Origin of the sequence: Pseudomonas neuropathica (assembly GCF_015461835.1) — a bacterium.
GTDB lineage: Bacteria > Pseudomonadota > Gammaproteobacteria > Pseudomonadales > Pseudomonadaceae > Aquipseudomonas > Aquipseudomonas neuropathica.
Genome location: NZ_JACOPX010000015.1, coordinates 79,699 through 96,830, shown reverse-complemented (window position 1 = coordinate 96,830; position 17,132 = coordinate 79,699). Strand labels below are relative to the sequence as shown.

At 59.8% G+C, this 17,132-nt stretch carries 16 protein-coding genes; 8 read left to right on the top strand and 8 right to left on the bottom strand.

The genetic code is table 11. The features are described 5' to 3' along the window. Positions 1–7: 7 nt before the first annotated feature. Complete coding sequence (locus H8F23_RS21760; protein ID WP_194935734.1) at positions 8–970, top strand: LysR family transcriptional regulator; 963 nt, start codon at positions 8–10, stop codon at positions 968–970. Here the strand turns inward: H8F23_RS21760 and H8F23_RS21755 are convergent. From H8F23_RS21755 to H8F23_RS21745, 3 genes are all read right to left on the bottom strand, one after another. Beyond that, positions 912–1,115: a PA3496 family putative envelope integrity protein gene (locus H8F23_RS21755; RefSeq protein ID WP_194935733.1), complete on the bottom strand. Its 204-nt coding sequence runs from the start codon at positions 1,113–1,115 to the stop codon at positions 912–914. The genes H8F23_RS21760 and H8F23_RS21755 overlap by 59 nt on opposite strands. 154 nt (positions 1,116–1,269) lie before the next feature. After that, positions 1,270–2,136 carry a transcriptional regulator HexR gene (gene hexR, locus H8F23_RS21750; protein ID WP_007912071.1) on the bottom strand — a complete coding sequence of 289 codons (867 nt, stop codon included), beginning with the start codon at positions 2,134–2,136 and terminating at the stop codon, positions 1,270–1,272. Between the two features lie 127 nt (positions 2,137–2,263). Then, entirely contained in the window at positions 2,264–5,134 is a 2,871-nt protein-coding gene (locus H8F23_RS21745) for a GGDEF domain-containing phosphodiesterase (RefSeq protein WP_194935732.1), read from the bottom strand. Positions 5,135–5,391: 257 nt separating this feature from the next. Between H8F23_RS21745 and uvrD the strand changes: the two genes are divergently transcribed. The 4 genes from uvrD to H8F23_RS21725 all read left to right on the top strand — a co-directional run bounded on the left by uvrD (position 5,392) and on the right by H8F23_RS21725 (position 9,756). Further along, positions 5,392–7,575 (top strand): DNA helicase II, encoded by a 2,184-nt coding sequence (gene uvrD / locus H8F23_RS21740; protein ID WP_003229685.1) that lies wholly within the window; start codon positions 5,392–5,394, stop codon positions 7,573–7,575. Between the two features lie 141 nt (positions 7,576–7,716). Beyond that, positions 7,717–8,157: an EamA family transporter gene (locus tag H8F23_RS21735; protein WP_016984014.1), complete on the top strand. Its 441-nt coding sequence runs from the start codon at positions 7,717–7,719 to the stop codon at positions 8,155–8,157. 177 nt (positions 8,158–8,334) lie between these two features. Then, positions 8,335–9,210, top strand: coding sequence for a Tim44 domain-containing protein (locus H8F23_RS21730; RefSeq protein WP_093429599.1), 876 nt, complete (start codon positions 8,335–8,337; stop codon positions 9,208–9,210). Between the two features lie 138 nt (positions 9,211–9,348). After that, positions 9,349–9,756: an SMI1/KNR4 family protein gene (locus H8F23_RS21725; protein WP_129386777.1), complete on the top strand. Its 408-nt coding sequence runs from the start codon at positions 9,349–9,351 to the stop codon at positions 9,754–9,756. Between the two features lie 21 nt (positions 9,757–9,777). Here the strand turns inward: H8F23_RS21725 and H8F23_RS21720 are convergent, their stop codons facing one another. Then, positions 9,778–11,541: a cation:proton antiporter gene (locus tag H8F23_RS21720; protein WP_093429598.1), complete on the bottom strand. Its 1,764-nt coding sequence runs from the start codon at positions 11,539–11,541 to the stop codon at positions 9,778–9,780. Between the two features lie 279 nt (positions 11,542–11,820). Between H8F23_RS21720 and H8F23_RS21715 the strand changes: the two genes are divergently transcribed. Continuing rightward, a complete protein-coding gene (locus tag H8F23_RS21715) occupies positions 11,821–12,303 on the top strand; it encodes an acyl-CoA thioesterase (RefSeq protein WP_003229693.1) in 483 nt (160 codons plus the stop codon). Between the two features lie 104 nt (positions 12,304–12,407). On the opposite strand, the gene pdxY is transcribed toward H8F23_RS21715, so the two are convergent. After that, positions 12,408–13,280, bottom strand: coding sequence for a pyridoxal kinase PdxY (gene pdxY / locus H8F23_RS21710; protein ID WP_007912061.1), 873 nt, complete (start codon positions 13,278–13,280; stop codon positions 12,408–12,410). A 117-nt stretch (positions 13,281–13,397) separates the two neighbouring features. Here pdxY and H8F23_RS21705 point away from each other — a divergent pair, with 117 nt between their 5' ends. Further along, entirely contained in the window at positions 13,398–13,811 is a 414-nt protein-coding gene (locus H8F23_RS21705; protein WP_194935794.1) for a DUF3301 domain-containing protein, read from the top strand. 79 nt (positions 13,812–13,890) lie between these two features. Here the strand turns inward: H8F23_RS21705 and H8F23_RS21700 are convergent, their stop codons facing one another. Then, positions 13,891–14,856 carry a CobW family GTP-binding protein gene (locus H8F23_RS21700; protein ID WP_194935731.1) on the bottom strand — a complete coding sequence of 322 codons (966 nt, stop codon included), beginning with the start codon at positions 14,854–14,856 and terminating at the stop codon, positions 13,891–13,893. A gap of 29 nt (positions 14,857–14,885) precedes the next feature. Between H8F23_RS21700 and H8F23_RS21695 the strand changes: the two genes are divergently transcribed. Continuing rightward, complete coding sequence (locus H8F23_RS21695) at positions 14,886–15,242, top strand: NADH:ubiquinone oxidoreductase (RefSeq protein WP_099757562.1); 357 nt, start codon at positions 14,886–14,888, stop codon at positions 15,240–15,242. A 4-nt stretch (positions 15,243–15,246) separates the two neighbouring features. Here the strand turns inward: H8F23_RS21695 and H8F23_RS21690 are convergent, their stop codons facing one another. Both H8F23_RS21690 and zigA read right to left on the bottom strand, forming a co-directional pair. Then, positions 15,247–15,891 carry a DUF1826 domain-containing protein gene (locus H8F23_RS21690; protein ID WP_194935730.1) on the bottom strand — a complete coding sequence of 215 codons (645 nt, stop codon included), beginning with the start codon at positions 15,889–15,891 and terminating at the stop codon, positions 15,247–15,249. Continuing rightward, the gene (zigA, locus tag H8F23_RS21685) at positions 15,891–17,096 is read right to left on the bottom strand and encodes a zinc metallochaperone GTPase ZigA (RefSeq protein WP_194935729.1); all 1,206 of its coding nucleotides are present in this window, start codon (positions 17,094–17,096) and stop codon (positions 15,891–15,893) included. The genes H8F23_RS21690 and zigA overlap by 1 nt, the downstream gene beginning before the upstream one ends. Between the last annotated feature and the right edge of the window lie 36 nt (positions 17,097–17,132).

Below are 17,132 nucleotides of genomic sequence, written 5' to 3'. Positions count from 1 at the left end.
ATAAGAAATGCGTAAGTCATTGATGCGTATGACATTGCGTCAATTGCAGATCTTCAACGAAGTGTGTGATTTGCGCTCTTACAGCCGCGCAGCCGAGGAAATGTCGCTCACGCAACCGGCCGTCAGCCTACAGATTCGTCAGCTCGAAGAGCTGATCGGGCAGCCATTATTCGATTATGTCGGCAAAAAACTCTACATGACCGAAGCCGCCGAAGCACTTCAGCGCGCCAGCCGGGACATCTTCGGGCGTCTGGAAAACCTCGATATGCAGCTGTCCGACATGCAGGGTTCGCTGCAGGGTCAGCTGAAACTGGCGGTCGAATCGAGCGCCAAATACTTCGTCCCGCACCTGTTCGCCGCGTTCAAGCGCCAGCACCCGGAAGTGAATCTGCAATTGACGGTAGTCAACCGTGGTCAAGTGATCCGGCGGCTGTCGGACAACCGCGATGATCTGGTGATTATGTCGATGGTGCCGCAGGACATGGGCCTGGAGTTCTTGCCGTTCCTCAACAATCCGATCGTTGCCGTGGCGCGTCCGGATCATCCGTTGGCGCACATGGGCCCGTTGCGTTTGCAGGATCTTGAACCCTATACATTGCTGATCCGTGAACCGGGTTCGGGCACGCGACTGGCCTGCGAAGAGTATTTCAAAGAGAAACGCGTGCACTTCACTCAGACTCAGGAAGTGGCCTCGGCCGAAGCTCAGCGTGAATGTGTGCAGGCGGGTCTGGGCCTGGCGCTGTTGACGCGCCACGCCCTGAACCTGGAACTGGCGACCGGCGGGCTCGTCGAACTGCCGGTCGAAGAACTGCCACTGTTGCGTAGCTGGTGCCTGGTCCAAGCCAAAGCCAAACGCCTGTCACCGGTAGCACACGCCTTCCTGGCGTTTATCCGCAGTGAACGTGTGCAGATCAGCGCGCTGGTTGAGCGCTTCGACGGGAAGCGGAAGGTGCTGCCTGCCAGTGATTGATCTCGGGAAAGTCGCCGATTTCGGCCTGAAGCTGGCGAAGTTCGAAGCGATCTTCGATAGCGCGGCGAAATTCCATGCGGCGCTGGTCTTCCTGCTGACGACGGGTTTTCGCGGCGCTGTTGCGTTCTTCGTAGGGCTGAGCCATTTCGAGTCTCCCAAGGCGATGACGGGAGTTTCACGATAGGCGGGAGGGATGACGGTTTGATGAAAGTTGCCGCCCAAAAAGCAAAAGATCGCAGCCTTCGGCAGCTCCTACATTGATCCGTGTAGGAGCTGCCGAAGGCTGCGATCTTTTGATCTCAATCATCCAGGGCTTTGGCGGCCTTGGGCGACAGGCGCAAGCTGCGCAAACTGCGCTTCACGCTCTTGAGGTGATTGACCAGGCTCGGCCCGCGCGCCATCGCTACGCCCATCGCCAGCACATCGATCACCACCAGGTGCGCGATACGCGACGTCAGCGGCGTATAAATCTCCGTGTCTTCATGCACATCGATCGCCAGATTGACCGTCGACAATTCGGCCAAAGGCGTCTGGCTCGGACACAGGGTAATCAGCGATGCCCCGCTCTCGCGCACCAGATTGGCAGTGATCAGCAAATCCTTGGAACGCCCCGACTGCGAAATGCAGATTGCCACATCGGTCGGTTTCAACGTCACCGCCGACATCGCCTGCATGTGCGGATCGGAATACGCCGCCGCCGTCAGCAGCAAACGGAAGAACTTGTGCTGCGCGTCCGCCGCCACCGCGCCCGACGCGCCGAAGCCGTAGAACTCGACGCGCTGCGCCTGCGACATCAACGTCACCGCGCGCTGCAGTTCAACCGGATCGAGCTTCTCGCGAACCTCCATCAAGGTGTGCAACGTGGTGTCGAAAATCTTCAGGCTGTAATCGGCAACCGAGTCGTCTTCATGGATTGCGAACTGGCCGAAGCTGGCTCCGGCGGCCAGGCTTTGCGCCAGTTTGAGCTTGAGATCCTGGAAACCGGAGCAACCAATGGCGCGACAGAAGCGCACGATGGTCGGCTCGCTGATGCCAACGCTGTGGGCCAGGTCGGCCATGGAACTGTGCATCACTGCCGCAGGGTCAAGCAGCACGTGGTCGGCGACCTTGAGCTCCGACTTGCGTAACAGGTGACGTGACTGGGCGATGTGTTGCAGCAGATTCAAGGGGCTGGACTCTTCTTATGGACAAGGATGTAGCACGCTTGTAGTTATACTACATGAATCGGCTTTTTGCCTGCTCAATGCGTAACTCCATGTCCCCATATCAGGCGTGATGGGATGCATGTAGCCCTTAAAACGGTTTTTCCTGTTCGCGCAAAAGCCCGGCCAGACCGCTCGCCTCCACCGGCCGGCTGATCAGGTAACCCTGCACTTCATCGCAACGCTCGGCGCGTAAAAATTCCAGCTGCTCCTGGCGCTCGACACCTTCGGCGACCACTTTCAGTGACAGCCCATGGGCCATGGCAATGATCGCGCGAGTGATCGCCGCGTCTTCACTGCCCTCCCCCAAACCGCGAATGAATGCCTGATCGATCTTCACGTAATCCACCGGAATGCGCTTGAGGTAACTCAGCGACGAATACCCGGTGCCAAAATCATCGATGGCCAGTTTCACCCCCAGATCGCGCAGTTGCTGGAAGGTCGCGATAATGTGCTCGACGCTATCGAGCAACTGGCTCTCAGTCAGTTCCAGTTCGAGGTAGTGCGGCGCCAGCCCGGTTTCCTCCAGCACCTGCCGCACCAGACTGACCAGTTTGCCCTGACGCAGTTGATGCACCGACAGGTTCACCGAAACACGAATCGGCTCCAGCCCCTGACGCTGCCATTCGCAAGCCTGCCAGCACGCCTGACGCAGGACGAATTCGCCGATCGGCCCGATCAGACCGGTTTCCTCGGCCAGCCCGATGAAGTCCCCCGGCGGCACCTGGCCCATGGTTGGATGATCCCAGCGCACCAGTGCCTCTGCCGCATTCAAACGCCCGGTTTGCAGGCACAGCTTCGGTTGATAGAACACTTTCAGCTGCTTGTCTTCGATGGCCTTGCGCAGATGGTTTTCCAGCTGCAAGCGCTCAAGGGTGCTGGCCTGAAGGCTGTCGGTGTAGAACTGGAAGTTGTTGCCGCCCAAGTGCTTGGCATGTTGCATGGCCATGTTCGATTGACTGACCAGCGCAGAAATCTCCCGGGCATTGTCCGGCAGCATGCTGATGCCCATCGAGGCGCTGACCACCAGCTCATGCCCTTCGACCGTCAGTGGCAGGCGCAACTTGCTCGACAGGCGCGTGGCGACCCGGGCCAGACTCGACAGGTTGCCGTAGGCATCGAACAGCACGGCGAACTCGTCGCCGGACAACCGCGCGATGGTGTCCGCTTCCGGCAAGGCGTTGACCAAGCGGCGCGCCATTTTCTGCAGCAACTGGTCGGCAATCTCATGGCCGAGGCTGTCGTTGAGCAATTTGAAGCGGTCCAGGTTGATGTGCAGCAACGCCAGGCTGCGTCGGCCCTGACGCGAGCGCTGATGCGCTTCGTGCAAGCGTTCGCGGAACAGCGAGCGGTTGGCCAACCCGGTGAGCTCGTCGTAGTGAGTCAGATAGCGCATGCGCTCTTCGGATTCGCGGCGTGCTGACAGATCGGCGAAGAAGCCGACGATATGGCTGACATTTCCCCGACCATCACGCACTGCATTCAGTTGCAGCCACTGTGGATACAGCTCGCCATTCTTGCGCGTCTCCACCAGTTCGCCCTGCCAACTGCCGTGCTGCTCCAAGGCATGACGTATCGCCACGTAATGGCGGCGGGCATCGCGGCTGCACGGTAATTCGACGACATTGCGCCCGAGCATGTCTTCGATGTCGTAGCCGGTGACGCGGCTGAACGCTTGATTGATCGCGATCAGCGCATAGTTCGGGTCGAGAATCACGATGCCTTCACTGGCCGCTTCGAATACGGTCGCCGCCAGGCGCTGCTGCTCTTCGAGGCTTTTGCTGGCGCTGATGTCGCGGCGGGTGCCGACCATGCGGATCACCCGGCCGCTGTCGCTGCGCTCTACGGCGCGGCCTCGGTCTTCGATCCACACCCAATGGCCATCGCCGTGACGTACGCGGTATTCGATCTGATAATCCTCGGTGCGCCCCTTCAAGTGCTCGATCAACGCGTATTTCAGCGTCGGCACATCGTCTGGATGCAGACGTGGCTTGAGGTCGCGCAAAAGCGCCGTGACGTATTCCGGAGCGAGGCCGAACAGTTCCTGAATCTGCGTGTGGTGGACCTCATCGGTTTGCAGGTTCCAGTCCCACAGCCCCAACTCACTGGCCTTCAGCGCCAGCGCCAGCCGCGCTTCGCTTTTGCTCAGGGCCTGAGTGGCCGCGTCCAGTTCAAGGCTGCGCTGTGCCACGCGGTCTTCGAGTTCGACCTGCGCTTCACGCAACTTGCCCTCGGCGCAGCGGCGCTGATCGATTTCTTTGGCCAACTCCTGATTAAGCTGTTCGCTGCGCGCCTGCGTCTGTTGCAGGTGTTCGATCAAGCGCTGATTCTGAAAGCGCCGCAGCAAGCCGCGATCGATCAGCCGATTGACTTGCCACGCGACCACACTCAGCGAGCCGAGCAGAATCAGGCCGAGCCAGCCCCAACCGCGCGCCTGCTCGTCACCGCCCCAGAACAGATAACCGATCGCCGGCAACAGGCAGGGCAAGGTAAACGACAGAAACGCCGGCAGGCTCACCGCGTAGGCGACGCTGGCCGAGAGGGTTGCGGCGCCGATCAGGCCGAACACCCAAGCCTGTTGGATGAAGTTGTCGGCCGGCACCAGGGCAATGCCGGCGCCGGCCAGGGTCAGGCCGGTCATGGTCGAGCCGAGCAGAAACATCCGCCGCCAGATCGGTTGCGCCTGACGATCAGGGATCGCCGAATCGAACGCCGCCACCTGAATCACCCGCAACGCCACCAGCGACAGCAACCACACCAGCCAGACGCTGACCACGAAATAGCGCTGCGGGCTCCAGAGCAAAGCGGCGCAGACCAGACCATTGATCAACATGAACAGCGTGGGCAACAACGAGCCCTGATACAGCAGACGCGTGCGCTCGACCGCCATCTCGACGGCATAGTGCTTGCGGATAACCCGGGGATCCACGGAGGGGCCCGACAGTTCGGAGCTGAGGGTCATGGGCAACGTTCTTGTTCTTATAAGGAGGGCGTGCGCCCGAAACGTGGACGGAGCATACACAAGCCGATCCCGTTGCCAAACTGCTCCACATCATAATTTCAGCGAAACTTTTCCGTCCTTTGCCACCGGCCAAACCCTTGGAGCGCGGCGGGCCGATGCCTGTAGCCAGTGACCGACCGGTCGTCATCGACGGGAGTTTCATCGGCTAATGCAAAGCTCGGTTTGCCCGGGCCTGCGGCGCACCCTAGAATGCCCCGATGCGCGATGATCTCTCCCTTCTGCTGAACTCCCTCAACGATGCCCAACGCCAGGCCGTAGCAGCCCCCGTTGGCCGTCAGTTGGTCCTGGCCGGTGCTGGCTCCGGTAAAACCCGAGTGCTGGTGCACCGTATCGCCTGGTTGATCCAGGTCGAAAACGCCTCGCCCCACTCCATTCTGTCGGTGACCTTCACCAACAAGGCCGCTGCGGAGATGCGTCACCGCATCGAGCAGTTGCTGGGGATCAACCCGGCCGGCATGTGGGTCGGCACCTTCCACGGCCTGGCGCACCGCTTGCTGCGGGCGCACTGGCAGGAAGCAGGCCTGAGCCAGACTTTCCAGATTCTCGACAGCGACGACCAGCAACGGCTGGTCAAGCGGGTGATCCGCGAACTCGGCCTCGACGAGCAACGCTGGCCGGCGCGTCAGGCGCAGTGGTTCATCAATGGCCAGAAAGACGAAGGCCTGCGTCCACAACACATTCAGGCCAGCGGCGATTTGTACCTGGCGACCATGCGCGGCATCTATGAGGCCTATGAGGCGGCGTGTCAGCGTGCCGGCGTCATCGATTTCTCCGAACTGCTGCTGCGTGCCCTCGACCTGTGGCGCGATCACCCGGGCCTGTTGGCGCATTATCAAAAGCGCTTTCGGCACATTCTGGTGGACGAGTTCCAGGATACCAACGCCGTGCAGTACGCCTGGTTGCGCCTGCTTGGCAAAGGCGGCGACAGCCTGATGGTGGTCGGCGACGACGACCAGTCGATCTACGGCTGGCGCGGCGCGAAAATCGAGAACATTCATCAGTATTCTTCCGACTTCCCGGATTCGGTGACCATTCGTCTGGAGCAGAACTACCGCTCCACCGCCGGCATCCTCAAGGCCGCCAACGCCTTGATCGCCAACAATACCGGGCGTCTGGGCAAAGAGCTGTGGACCGACGGCGGCGACGGCGAAGCGATCAATCTGTACGCCGCGTTCAATGAACACGACGAGGCACGCTACGTTGTCGAAACCATCGAAAGCGCGCTGAAAACCGGCTTGGCCCGCAGCGATATCGCGATTCTGTACCGCTCCAACGCCCAATCGCGCGTTCTCGAAGAAGCCTTGCTGCGCGAGCGCATTCCCTACCGCATTTATGGTGGCCAGCGCTTCTTCGAACGTGCCGAAATCAAGAATGCCATGGCCTACCTGCGTTTGCTCGAAGGTCGCGGCAACGATGCAGCGCTGGAACGGGTGATCAACGTGCCGGCCCGAGGCATCGGCGAAAAAACCGTCGAAGCCATCCGCGATCACGCACGCCACAGCGATGTGTCGATGTGGGAAGCGATGCGCCAACTGGTCGCCAATAAAGGCCTGACCGGTCGCGCCGCCGGTGCGCTGGGTGCGTTTATCGAGCTGATCGAGAATCTCGCCGCCAAGTGCATGGAGATGCCGCTGCACTTGATGACGCAGACCGTCATTGAGCAATCGGGGCTGATCGCCTATCACGAAGCGGAAAAAGGCGAGAAAGGCCAGGCCCGGGTAGAAAACCTTGAGGAACTGGTCAGCGCCGCGCGCAACTTCGAGAACACCGAAGAGGATGAAGAACTGACGCCGCTGGCGGCGTTCCTCGGCCATGCTTCGCTGGAAGCCGGGGACACTCAGGCTGACGAACACGAAGACAGCATTCAGCTGATGACCCTGCACAGCGCCAAAGGCCTGGAATTCCCTTACGTGTTCCTCGTGGGCATGGAAGAAGGCCTGTTCCCGCACAAGATGAGCCTGGAAGAACCGGGGCGTCTCGAAGAAGAGCGGCGTCTGGCTTACGTGGGGATTACCCGGGCGATGCAGAATCTGGTGATGACCTATGCTGAAACCCGACGCCTGTACGGCAGCGAGACCTACAACAAGGTTTCGCGCTTCGTGCGCGAAGTACCGAAAGGCCTGATTCAGGAAGTGCGCTTGTCGAACAGCGTCAGCCGACCGTTCGGCGGCAATCAGTCGATGAGCGGCAGCAATCTGTTCAGCGGCAGCGAGATTCCGGAAACGGGTTTCAGCCTCGGTCAGGCGGTACGCCATTCGATCTTTGGTGACGGCGTGATCCTCAACTTCGAAGGCGCCGGCGCCCAGGCACGGGTGCAGGTGAATTTCAGCGAAGGCAGCAAATGGCTGATGCTCGGTTACGCCAAACTGGAAGCGATCTGACGCCGATTTCGCTTTTCTGTGGGAGCGAGCCTGCTCGCGAATGAAATCACCGCGGTTGATCTGATAAACCGTGGTGCGGCATTCGCGAGCAAGCTCGCTCCCACAGGATCTGGGTCGGCAGGTTGATCAAAGGAAATTTCCATGGGCTCAGGCTTCTTTTCTTCTTGGACATTCTGGGCCCTGCTCTCGGCGACTTTCGCCGCATTGACGGCGATCTTCGCCAAAGTCGGCATCGAAAACGTCAATTCAGACTTCGCCACCCTGCTGCGCACCATCGTGGTACTCGTCAGCCTGGCCTTGATTTTGTATGCGACGGGCCAATATCAATCTTTGGGATCGATCTCTGCGAAGAGTTATCTGTTCCTGCTGCTGTCTGGCCTGGGAACCGGTGCGTCGTGGCTGTGCTATTTCCGCGCGCTGAAAGTCGGTCCGGCCTCGCTGGTCGCGCCAGTGGACAAACTCAGCGTGGTGCTGGTGGCGGTGCTCGGCGTGATCCTGCTGGGCGAGAAACTCGACCTGCGCCAATGGGGCGGCATTGGCCTGATCACCGCAGGTGTGGTGATGCTCGCTTTTCGTCGCTAAACGAGCTTTCTCACTGAACCTGTCCCGATTTCCTACAGCCAAAAGTACATGGCCTTATTGTCCCGACCGAGCTGAACGTAACCTGTCAGGCAAAAGCCCGAAACACTCTCTCGCTAGCCAGTAACACTTCAGCTGTGCAACATGGCGCGCGTGTCTCCACAAACGGGAATTCCCTTTATGAAACGTTTTCTTAGCATCGCCATGGCGTTGTGCATCGGCCTGACGATGAGCCTCGACGCCAACGCCAAGCGCTTTGGTGGTGGCAAAAGCGCCGGCGCTGCGCCGACGCACCAGACCAGCCAGATGGCTCCTTCTTCTCCAGGTGTCGGCGGCGCTGCGGCGACCGCAGGTGCTGCCGGTGCCGCAGGCGCTGCCGCCAAGGCCGGCGGTGCTTCGAAATGGCTCGGCCCTCTGGCCGGTATCGCCGCCGGTGGCCTGCTCGCGTCCATGTTCATGGGCGGCGGCTTCCAGGGCATGCAGATCTTCGACATCCTGATCATGGCCGTGATCGCGTTCGTGATCTTCCGCTTCATCGCCGCGCGTCGACGCAAGCAGCAGGAGCAGTTCGCTCCGGCCGGCGCGCCGATGCAGCGTGAAGTGTTCGAGCAGAAGCCTGCCGCCATGGGTTCGATCTTCGGTGGTTCGGCCGCACCCGCCGCCGCTCGTCCGGTGATCAACGCGCCAGCCTGGTTCAATGAGCATAACTTCCTTGAAGCTGCCCGCAGCCACTTCCAGGCGCTGCAGCAGCACTGGGACGCCAACGAAATGGACAAGATCGCCGAGTTCGTGACCCCGCAAATGCTCGAGTTCCTCAAGCGTGAGCGTGCGGATCTGGGCGATGCGTTCCAGTCGACCTACATCGACAACCTCCAAGTGCAACTGGATGGTGTGGATGACCGCGCCGACAAGACCATCGCCACCCTGACCTTCAGCGGTGTGTCGAAGACCTCGCGTTTCGACCAGGGCGAAGTGTTCAGCGAAAGCTGGAACATGGAACGTCCGCAGGGCGAGAACCAGCCTTGGCTGGTTGCCGGCATCCGCCAGAACGGCTGATCCCTTCCAGGCGTCACTTGCCGTAATAAAAAACCCCAGCCTCGGCTGGGGTTTTCTATTTCGCGGTTGCATCTATAGCGAGCTACTGTATAAACCGGCCCATATAAACCGCGCCATTCAAGCAAGAGGATCCCGGACGTGGAAGAAATCATCGAACAACTGCGCGAAGCCAACGAACCGGTACCGGTTCCCCTGGAGTTGCCTGACGAAGATCTGCTGGTCGAAATCGAAGAACAACTGTTCATCGATATTCCGTTTGTCTTTAAAGAGTTTTTGCTGACCGTCAGCGATGTGGTGTACGGCAGCCTCGAACCGGTGACCGTTACCGATCCACAATCCCACACCTACTTGCCGGATGTTGCCGCCAACGCCTGGGATGTCGGTGTAGATCGCGGGCTGATCCCGATCTGTCAGGACGGCGACGACTACTACTGTGTCGAAGAAGACGGAACTGTGGTGCTGTGGCAAGCCGAAGAAGAGTTGATTGCCGAGGAAACCTGGGAATCGGTATGGCACTGGGCGCGGGACGTCTGGCTGGAAAGCTGATCGGCCAGCCGCCCCGTATGGTCAATGCCCCGACGACTCCTTATGGTTGTCGAGGGTTTCCAGCAGCGCCACCTGCATCCGCGTGTGCACGCGGATGAACCAGCGCCAGAGCAGCGCCGCCACGGCCGCAGCCACCACGGCGATCAGTACCAGCAACTTGTTGGTCGGCAAGATACTGGCCGACAAGGCTGCCAGCAGCAGGAAAATCACCAGCAGCGAGAGAATCGGGATCACTTCGGAGATCACCCGGCGCACTCGCTGTGTGTGACGCCCGGCCATCTCGGGCTTCACACCCATCTCCGCCAGCAGCATCGACAACGCCTTAAGCTTGCGATAAGCGGCGATCAGGAACGGCAACGACACCAACAATGCCCCGCCCCAGATCAACGCCTTCTGCCAGCTCGGATCGCTGATCCAGTCTTGCAGCCACAGCGAGATGCGTTCAGCGAAATACGCGCCGGCGAAGAAGATCGCAATCACCAGCGCCAGGTTGACGCCGACTTGCAGCAAGATCTTGCGAATGATTGACGCCAGCATCGCACCCTCGCCTTGCGGCTGAATGCTGCGCAGCCATTCGCCATACATGCCCAGCACGCGGCCGAGAGGCTTGGGCACAGCCGCGGACAACTTGATCGACAGCGGATCAGCCGCGCGGATCAGATACGGCGTCAGCAATGTGGTAATCACCGACACCGCCACGGCGACCGGGTAGAGGAAGTTACTGGTCACCTGCAACGTCATCCCGAGAGCGGCGATGATGAAGGAAAATTCGCCAATCTGTGACAGCCCCATCCCCACGCGCAGTGAGGTACGTCCGTCATTGCCGGCGATAAACGCTCCGAGACCGCAGGACAACATCTTGCCGAGTACAACGGCTACGGTGATCACCGCAATCGGCCACGCGTATTCGAGCAGAATCATCGGATCGAGCATCAGCCCGATAGCGACAAAGAAGATCGCGCTGAACAGGTCGCGAACCGGCTCGATCAGACGCTCGATTTTTAGCAGTTGTCGCGACTCGGCCATGATCGCGCCGATCAGGAACGCACCGAGCACCATGCTGTATTCGAGTTTGACTACCAGCAGACAGAAGCCGAAACACAGGCCGAGCACGGTGATCAGCAGCATCTCGTTGCTTTCGAATTTGGCCACATAGGCCAGCAGTCGCGGCACCAGCAGAATGCCGATGACCAGCGCGACGATCATGAACAGCGACAGTTTGCCAACCGTGGAAAACACCTCTCCGGAACTGACCGTGCCGCTGACGGCGATGCTTGAAAGCAGTGCGATGATGCCGATGCCGAGGATGTCTTCGACGATGAGCACGCCGAAGATCAACTGCGCAAAGCGCTCGTTTTTCATCTTCAGATCATTGAGGGCCTTGACGATGATGGTGGTCGAGGAGATCGCCAGAATCGCGCCGAGGAACAGCGAGTCCATGGTGTTCCAGTCGAACCAGCGGCCGATTTCATAGCCGATCCAGATCATCAGGACGATCTCGAGGAACGCCGCAATAAACGCCGTGGCGCCGACCTTGAACAGCTTGCGCAGGCTGAACTCCAGGCCGAGGCAGAACATCAGGAAAATCACCCCCAGCTCGGCGAGGGTCTTGATGGTGTCTTCGTCGTGGATCAGGCCGAACGGCGGTGTGTGCGGGCCGATGATGAAGCCGGCGACGATGTAGCCGAGCACCACCGGCTGTTTGAAGCGATGAAACAACACGGTCACCACACCTGCGACCAACATGATCACTGCCAGATCCTGAATAAAGCTGATGGCATGCATGGCGTGGGCTCCTTGAATGACGAGGCTCGCCGGCAGACGTCAGAAAGGTCTGGGCGAGCGAAGTAAAAATCCGCTTTTCGTGTGGGAATTGCCTTTGTAAGGGGCTTTTGCAGGTTAACACCGCGACTTGCGGCTGGAAGGCGGTGCAATATATGGAAACAGATCGAATCCGGCGTGACGGCGGCCAGTTGCCCGGCGTCCCGATAACGGTGCTTTTGAAAAGCGACCAGGCACCCGCAGAGGTGCCTCCAGAAACCAGCCTTGATCCGTGAGAACGTTATGGAACCCGGAAACGCCCAGCTGTCGATGACGGTACTGATGACCCCCGACATGGCCAACTTCTCTGGCAATGTCCACGGCGGCACCCTGCTCAAATACCTCGACGAAGTGGCCTACGCCTGTGCGAGCCGTTATGCCGGCCGCTACGTGGTGACGCTGTCGGTGGATCAGGTGATTTTCCGCGAGCCGATCCATGTCGGCGAACTGGTGACCTTCCTCGCGTCGGTCAACTACACCGGCAACACGTCGATGGAAGTCGGCATCAAAGTCGTTACCGAAAACATCCGCGAACGCTCGGTGCGCCACACCAACAGTTGCTTCTTCACCATGGTCGCGGTGGATGACCAGCGTAAGCCGGCCGCCGTGCCGCCGCTGCAACCGCAGAACAGTGAAGACAAGCGTCGTTATATGCAGGCGCAGCAGCGTCGGCAGATTCGTCAGGAGCTGGAAAAGCGCTATCAGGAGATCAAGGGCGACGCCTGAGATTTGTAGCGTTAGGAAATCGCTATCGCGAGCAGGCTCACTCCTACATTGGAATTGGTTTCCCTGTAGGAGTGAGCCTGCTCGCGATTGGATTCAACGCGGTCTTACAGACTGATCGCCGTAGCCTCGAACTTCACCCGTGGATGCGCAATGCGATCCTGCGCCCGCACCAGCTGCAGCTCATAACTGGCGCAGGCTTGAGTTTCCAGCAGCACCTCATGCACCGCCGCCGCGGTGAATTCGAACGCCGCCACCAGACTGTCACCCAGCAGCACCCGCGCCAGGAAAAGGCCGGATGTCAGATCGCCCACACCCACTGGCTGACGCGGGAACGCCAGCAACGGACGGCGCAGATGCCAGCTGCCTTCAGCCGTCACCAGTAGCATTTCAAAGCCATCGGCCGGTTTGCCCGGATAATCCAGATGCTTGACCAGTACTGCTTTCGGCCCGCGCGCCAGCAAGGCCCGCGCCATTGCCAGGCAATCGAACAGCGACTGCGGCTTGCGTCCAGAGAAGCTGTCCAGCTCCAACTGGTTTGGACACATGATGTCCGCGACGGCCGCCGCCTCTTCCAGCAGGAAATCGCTGACCTCGGTCGGCACGCTGCAGCCCTTCTCCGGATGGCCCATCACCGGATCGCACAGATACAGCGCCTTCGGATTGACCGATTTGATGCGCTCGACGCCGCTGAGAATCGCCCGGCCCTGCGCCGCGCTGCCGAGGTAACCGGACAGCACCGCATCGCAATTGCCCAGCTCGCCAATCGCAGCAATCCCTTCGACCAGCTCGGGAATCTGTTGCGGCGCCAGCACTTCGCCGGCCCACTGACCGTACTGGGTGTGGTTGGAAAACTGCACGGTGTTGAGCGGCCAGACATTAACCCCGACCCGCTGCATCGGAAAAACCGCGGCGCTGTTGCCGGCGTGGCCGAACACCACATGGGACTGAATGGCGAGCAGATGAGGCGTACGTTTCATTCGGGTCATTCCGTAAAACGATTGAAATTCAAGCCGCGCAGTATGCGACGAAACGCAGCCTGTACGACAGACCAGCGACGCAGTTAAGCTGACGCTATCTTTTGGAGTTCGATGTTGATGCTGACCCTGGAAAACATCTTCGTGCTGATACTGTTCGCCGCTGCCGGCGCGTGGCTATGGCACAACCACGGCTTGCGCGAGCGCGCGCTGGAGCGGGTCAAACAGCATTGCCTGAACGTACGGGTCGAGTTGCTCGACGGCAACGTTGCCCTGAAGAAGATCGGTTTCATCAAGGACGCCAACGGTCGCCGACGACTGGCGCGGGTGTACAACTTTGAATTCACCGTGACCGGCGCAACCCGGCATAACGGCACCATCACCCAGTTTGGCGCGCACAGTGCGCAGATCGAACTAGCGCCCTACCCGGCACCGTTCGACGACACGCCGCCGGTGGTGGAAGTGCACAAGCCGCGGGCGGAAGTGATCGAGTTGAGCCAGTGGCGGCAAGAACATACGAAGTGGAAACCGTAAAAAATCGCAGCCTTCGGCAGCTTCTACAAGGTGCACAAAAATCCCATGCAGGAGCTGTCGAAGGCTGCGATCTTTTGATCTAACCCTCCCGACACCCCGATAGCTCCCGCTGCAACACCTCAACATCCTGTGCCTCAGCGAAGATCAGCTCGAGTCGCGAATCTTTTCGCCATTCGCTGGCTTGCCAGATCAGTTCGGCATTATTCAGAGCATTAGCCGACACCCAACCCTCCGAGCTGTGGATAACCAGTTTCGCCCGCTGCCAATTGAGGCTGGCTAGCCAGTCAGCAATGTGCCGCTTGTCGAACGTCTGTCCCGGATGCCAACGCCAACCAATACTCCAGCGCCCCTCCTGCGCCTGACTCAGGCAAATCGGCAGCGTCGGATCAGTCCAGACGGCCGGCATTTGTCCTAATCCCTTGGGTACGGCCAAATTATCCACACCGTTGACCGCTTTTGCGGCTAGGCCCGGCAGTTCGCCCAGGCTTAGTTGCGCCTCTTGAGTCCAGACCAACGGCACTGCCGGCAACTGGCTGGCGATTTTTTCTCTGGCCCTGTCATCAAGGTTTTCAGCCTTGTTCAACAACAGCAGGCCAGCGGCTTCCAAGGCTTCTTGTTGCGCTACCGGCAAGGCTTTCCCTGCCAGCAGCGCTTGAGCATCCAGCACCAGCACACACGGCTGCACCGCCAGCACACCTCGCCACGGCGCCTCATTCAACTGGCTAATCAGCTGCGCCGGATGCCCCAGCCCGGACGGTTCGATAAACAACCGATCTGGCTTCGCCTTGCGCAGCAACCGCCCCAGGCCAATCTGAAACGGCGCGCCGTTGACGCAACACAGGCAGCCGCCGGCCACTTCGCCCAGTGCGATACCCTCGACGTCACTCGTCAACAGGGCGGCGTCGAGGCCGATCTGGCCGAACTCGTTGATCAATACCGCCCAACGTTCGCCTTCTGGACGCTGGGCCATGAGTTGGCGAATCAGGCTGGTTTTGCCGGCGCCCAAAGGGCCAGCAATGACATGGGTAGGAATGTTCTGCAACATGGCCGGGAGCTTTCTTGGGAGATTCAAAGATGCGTTGGAGGGGATGGTCGTTGCTGTTGGCGCTGCTGTCGAGTGAAGCATGGGCCCAGGCCTGCGTGGTGCACAGTCAGGGCGAGCGGCTCGACGTCAAAGTCTGTCAGCAGAACCGCAATATCCCGGAGAAACTGTTCAACGACGGTTTCTGCCAGCCGACGCTGGCCGGGCAGAAAGTCGAAGTGCAGTACGTCGATCAGTGCCCGAGCGGTGCATTTGGCGTGTGCAGCAACGCACAAGTCGCCAATATGCCCTATCGCCAGGATATCCACTATTACGGCGTGGCCACGGATGCGGCGTATCTGCAACCGTACTGCGAAGGCCTGAGCCAGGGTAAGTGGCTCAAGCCTTGAGGCGTCAGCCGAGCCAATCGAGGGTGAGTATCAGACGGCGCTGCCCCGAGTCCGGGTGCGGCGAGCGGTGGATCAGGCCAAAGCCTTCATTGCCGTGCCATTTCTCGCCTTTCAACAGCGCCACGTCGCCGCTGTTGAGTTGCTGTATTTGCACGTGGGGCTCGGCGTTGGCCTGCCCCAGCTGACGGCGATCCATCGCACCTTCCTTGAGCCATTGGCTGCCAACGCCCGCATAAGTCGTGATCAGTCGCACCGGCACGTGATCGACATGGAAGCGTGGACACATGGCTTTATCCAGTACCCGCAGGCGCAGGCCCACGCGCTTTGCCCCCAGTAAGCAGGCGAATGCGCTGACCAGCCATTTCAGGTCGGCGATAAAGCCCTCGTAGCCTTCCAGATCACGGAAGCCTGATGCCACACCGGTGAGATCAGGCTCGGCGTCCTCATCCGGCAACTCGAGGCACAACGATTCCGCCAAGGGTTCATTGAGCGACAGCAGCAGGTGGGCGAACTCGCTGATGTGCAACGGCAGTTGGCGTTGCCAGACGGCGAGGTTGGTGTCGTCTTCGAGGATTCGCGTCAACGCCTTCGGTGTCGGACCTTGATGCTGATGGCGCGTACGGTTCTGCAGCAGCTTTAGCGCGAGCATCAGGCAGCCTCTTCGTGCCAAGGGCCGAACGGGTCTGGCAACAATCGCCAGCCTTCGACACCGAGCGCCATTTCTTCATCGGTGAGCAGGCAGGCATCCAGTTCGGCTGAGAGCTGCTGGAAATCAATGTTCTGACCGATAAACACCAGCTCCTGGCGGCAGTCTCCTACGCTCGACATCCAGTTTTCCATGATGGCAGCGGTGCTTTCCTGATCTTGTGGCCACTGCTCCTTTGGCACGAAACGCCACCAGCGCCCGGCAAAACCGTGGCGCATCAAACCACCGGCTTGCGACCAGCTGCCGGCGTCGGTGGGTTTGCTCGCGAGCCAGAAGAAGCCTTTGGAGCGCAGCAATTTCCCGTTCAGCCAAGGACGATCGATAAAGCTGAAAAACCGTTGCGGGTGAAAGGGTCGGCGGGCGCGATAGGCTGTGGAGGCGATGCCGTACTCATCGGTTTCCGGCACGTGTTCGCCGCGTAATTCCTGCAGCCAACCCGGTGCCTGTGCGGCTCTCTCGAAGTCGAAACGCCCGGTGTTGAGGATTTTTTCCAACGGCACCTCACCCATCACCATCGGGATGATTTGCGCTTGGGCGTTGAGACGCTGGAGGATCGCGATCAACTCCTCACGCTCGCGCTGGCTGATCAAGTCGATCTTGCTGATCAACAACACGTCGGCGAACTCGATCTGTTCGATCAACAGATCGGTGATGGAGCGTTCGTCTTCTTCGCCAAGGATCTCGCCACGGGACGCGAGGCTTTCCGCTGCCTGGTAGTCCGGCAGGAAGTTCACACCGTCGACTACAGTGACCATGGTGTCCAGACGCGCGATGTCGGAGAGACTCTGGCCGTGCTCATCGCGGAAGGTAAACGTCTCTGCCACGGGCAACGGCTCGGAAATCCCGGTGGACTCGATCAGCAGATAATCGAAGCGATTTTCACGGGCCAGCTTGCTGACCTCTTCCAGCAGGTCTTCACGTAACGTACAGCAGATACAGCCGTTACTCATTTCGACTATTTTCTCTTCGGCGCGGTTCAGGCTGACATCACGCTGGACTTCGCTGCCATCAATGTTGATCTCGCTCATATCATTAACGATAACAGCCACGCGCAAACCCTCTCGATTACGTAGTACGTAATTCAAAAGTGTACTTTTTCCGGCGCCGAGAAATCCTGAAAGTACGGTGACGGGCAATTCTGCTGACATTGGATAATCCTCTTCAGAAGGCAGCCAACTGGCGCT

What these genes read in the sequence shown, in the direction of transcription:
- H8F23_RS21760 (WP_194935734.1), top strand. Translation starts at nt 8, where the DNA reads ATGCGTAAGTCATTGATGCGTATGACATTGCGTCAATTGCAGATCTTC.
- H8F23_RS21755 (WP_194935733.1), bottom strand. Translation starts at nt 1,115, where the DNA reads ATGGCTCAGCCCTACGAAGAACGCAACAGCGCCGCGAAAACCCGTCGT.
- H8F23_RS21745 (WP_194935732.1), bottom strand. Translation starts at nt 5,134, where the DNA reads ATGACCCTCAGCTCCGAACTGTCGGGCCCCTCCGTGGATCCCCGGGTT.
- uvrD (WP_003229685.1), top strand. Translation starts at nt 5,392, where the DNA reads ATGCGCGATGATCTCTCCCTTCTGCTGAACTCCCTCAACGATGCCCAA.
- H8F23_RS21735 (WP_016984014.1), top strand. Translation starts at nt 7,717, where the DNA reads ATGGGCTCAGGCTTCTTTTCTTCTTGGACATTCTGGGCCCTGCTCTCG.
- H8F23_RS21730 (WP_093429599.1), top strand. Translation starts at nt 8,335, where the DNA reads ATGAAACGTTTTCTTAGCATCGCCATGGCGTTGTGCATCGGCCTGACG.
- H8F23_RS21720 (WP_093429598.1), bottom strand. Translation starts at nt 11,541, where the DNA reads ATGCATGCCATCAGCTTTATTCAGGATCTGGCAGTGATCATGTTGGTC.
- H8F23_RS21715 (WP_003229693.1), top strand. Translation starts at nt 11,821, where the DNA reads ATGGAACCCGGAAACGCCCAGCTGTCGATGACGGTACTGATGACCCCC.
- pdxY (WP_007912061.1), bottom strand. Translation starts at nt 13,280, where the DNA reads ATGAAACGTACGCCTCATCTGCTCGCCATTCAGTCCCATGTGGTGTTC.
- H8F23_RS21705 (WP_194935794.1), top strand. Translation starts at nt 13,398, where the DNA reads ATGCTGACCCTGGAAAACATCTTCGTGCTGATACTGTTCGCCGCTGCC.
- H8F23_RS21700 (WP_194935731.1), bottom strand. Translation starts at nt 14,856, where the DNA reads ATGTTGCAGAACATTCCTACCCATGTCATTGCTGGCCCTTTGGGCGCC.
- H8F23_RS21695 (WP_099757562.1), top strand. Translation starts at nt 14,886, where the DNA reads ATGCGTTGGAGGGGATGGTCGTTGCTGTTGGCGCTGCTGTCGAGTGAA.
- H8F23_RS21690 (WP_194935730.1), bottom strand. Translation starts at nt 15,891, where the DNA reads ATGCTCGCGCTAAAGCTGCTGCAGAACCGTACGCGCCATCAGCATCAA.
- zigA (WP_194935729.1), bottom strand. Translation starts at nt 17,096, where the DNA reads ATGTCAGCAGAATTGCCCGTCACCGTACTTTCAGGATTTCTCGGCGCC.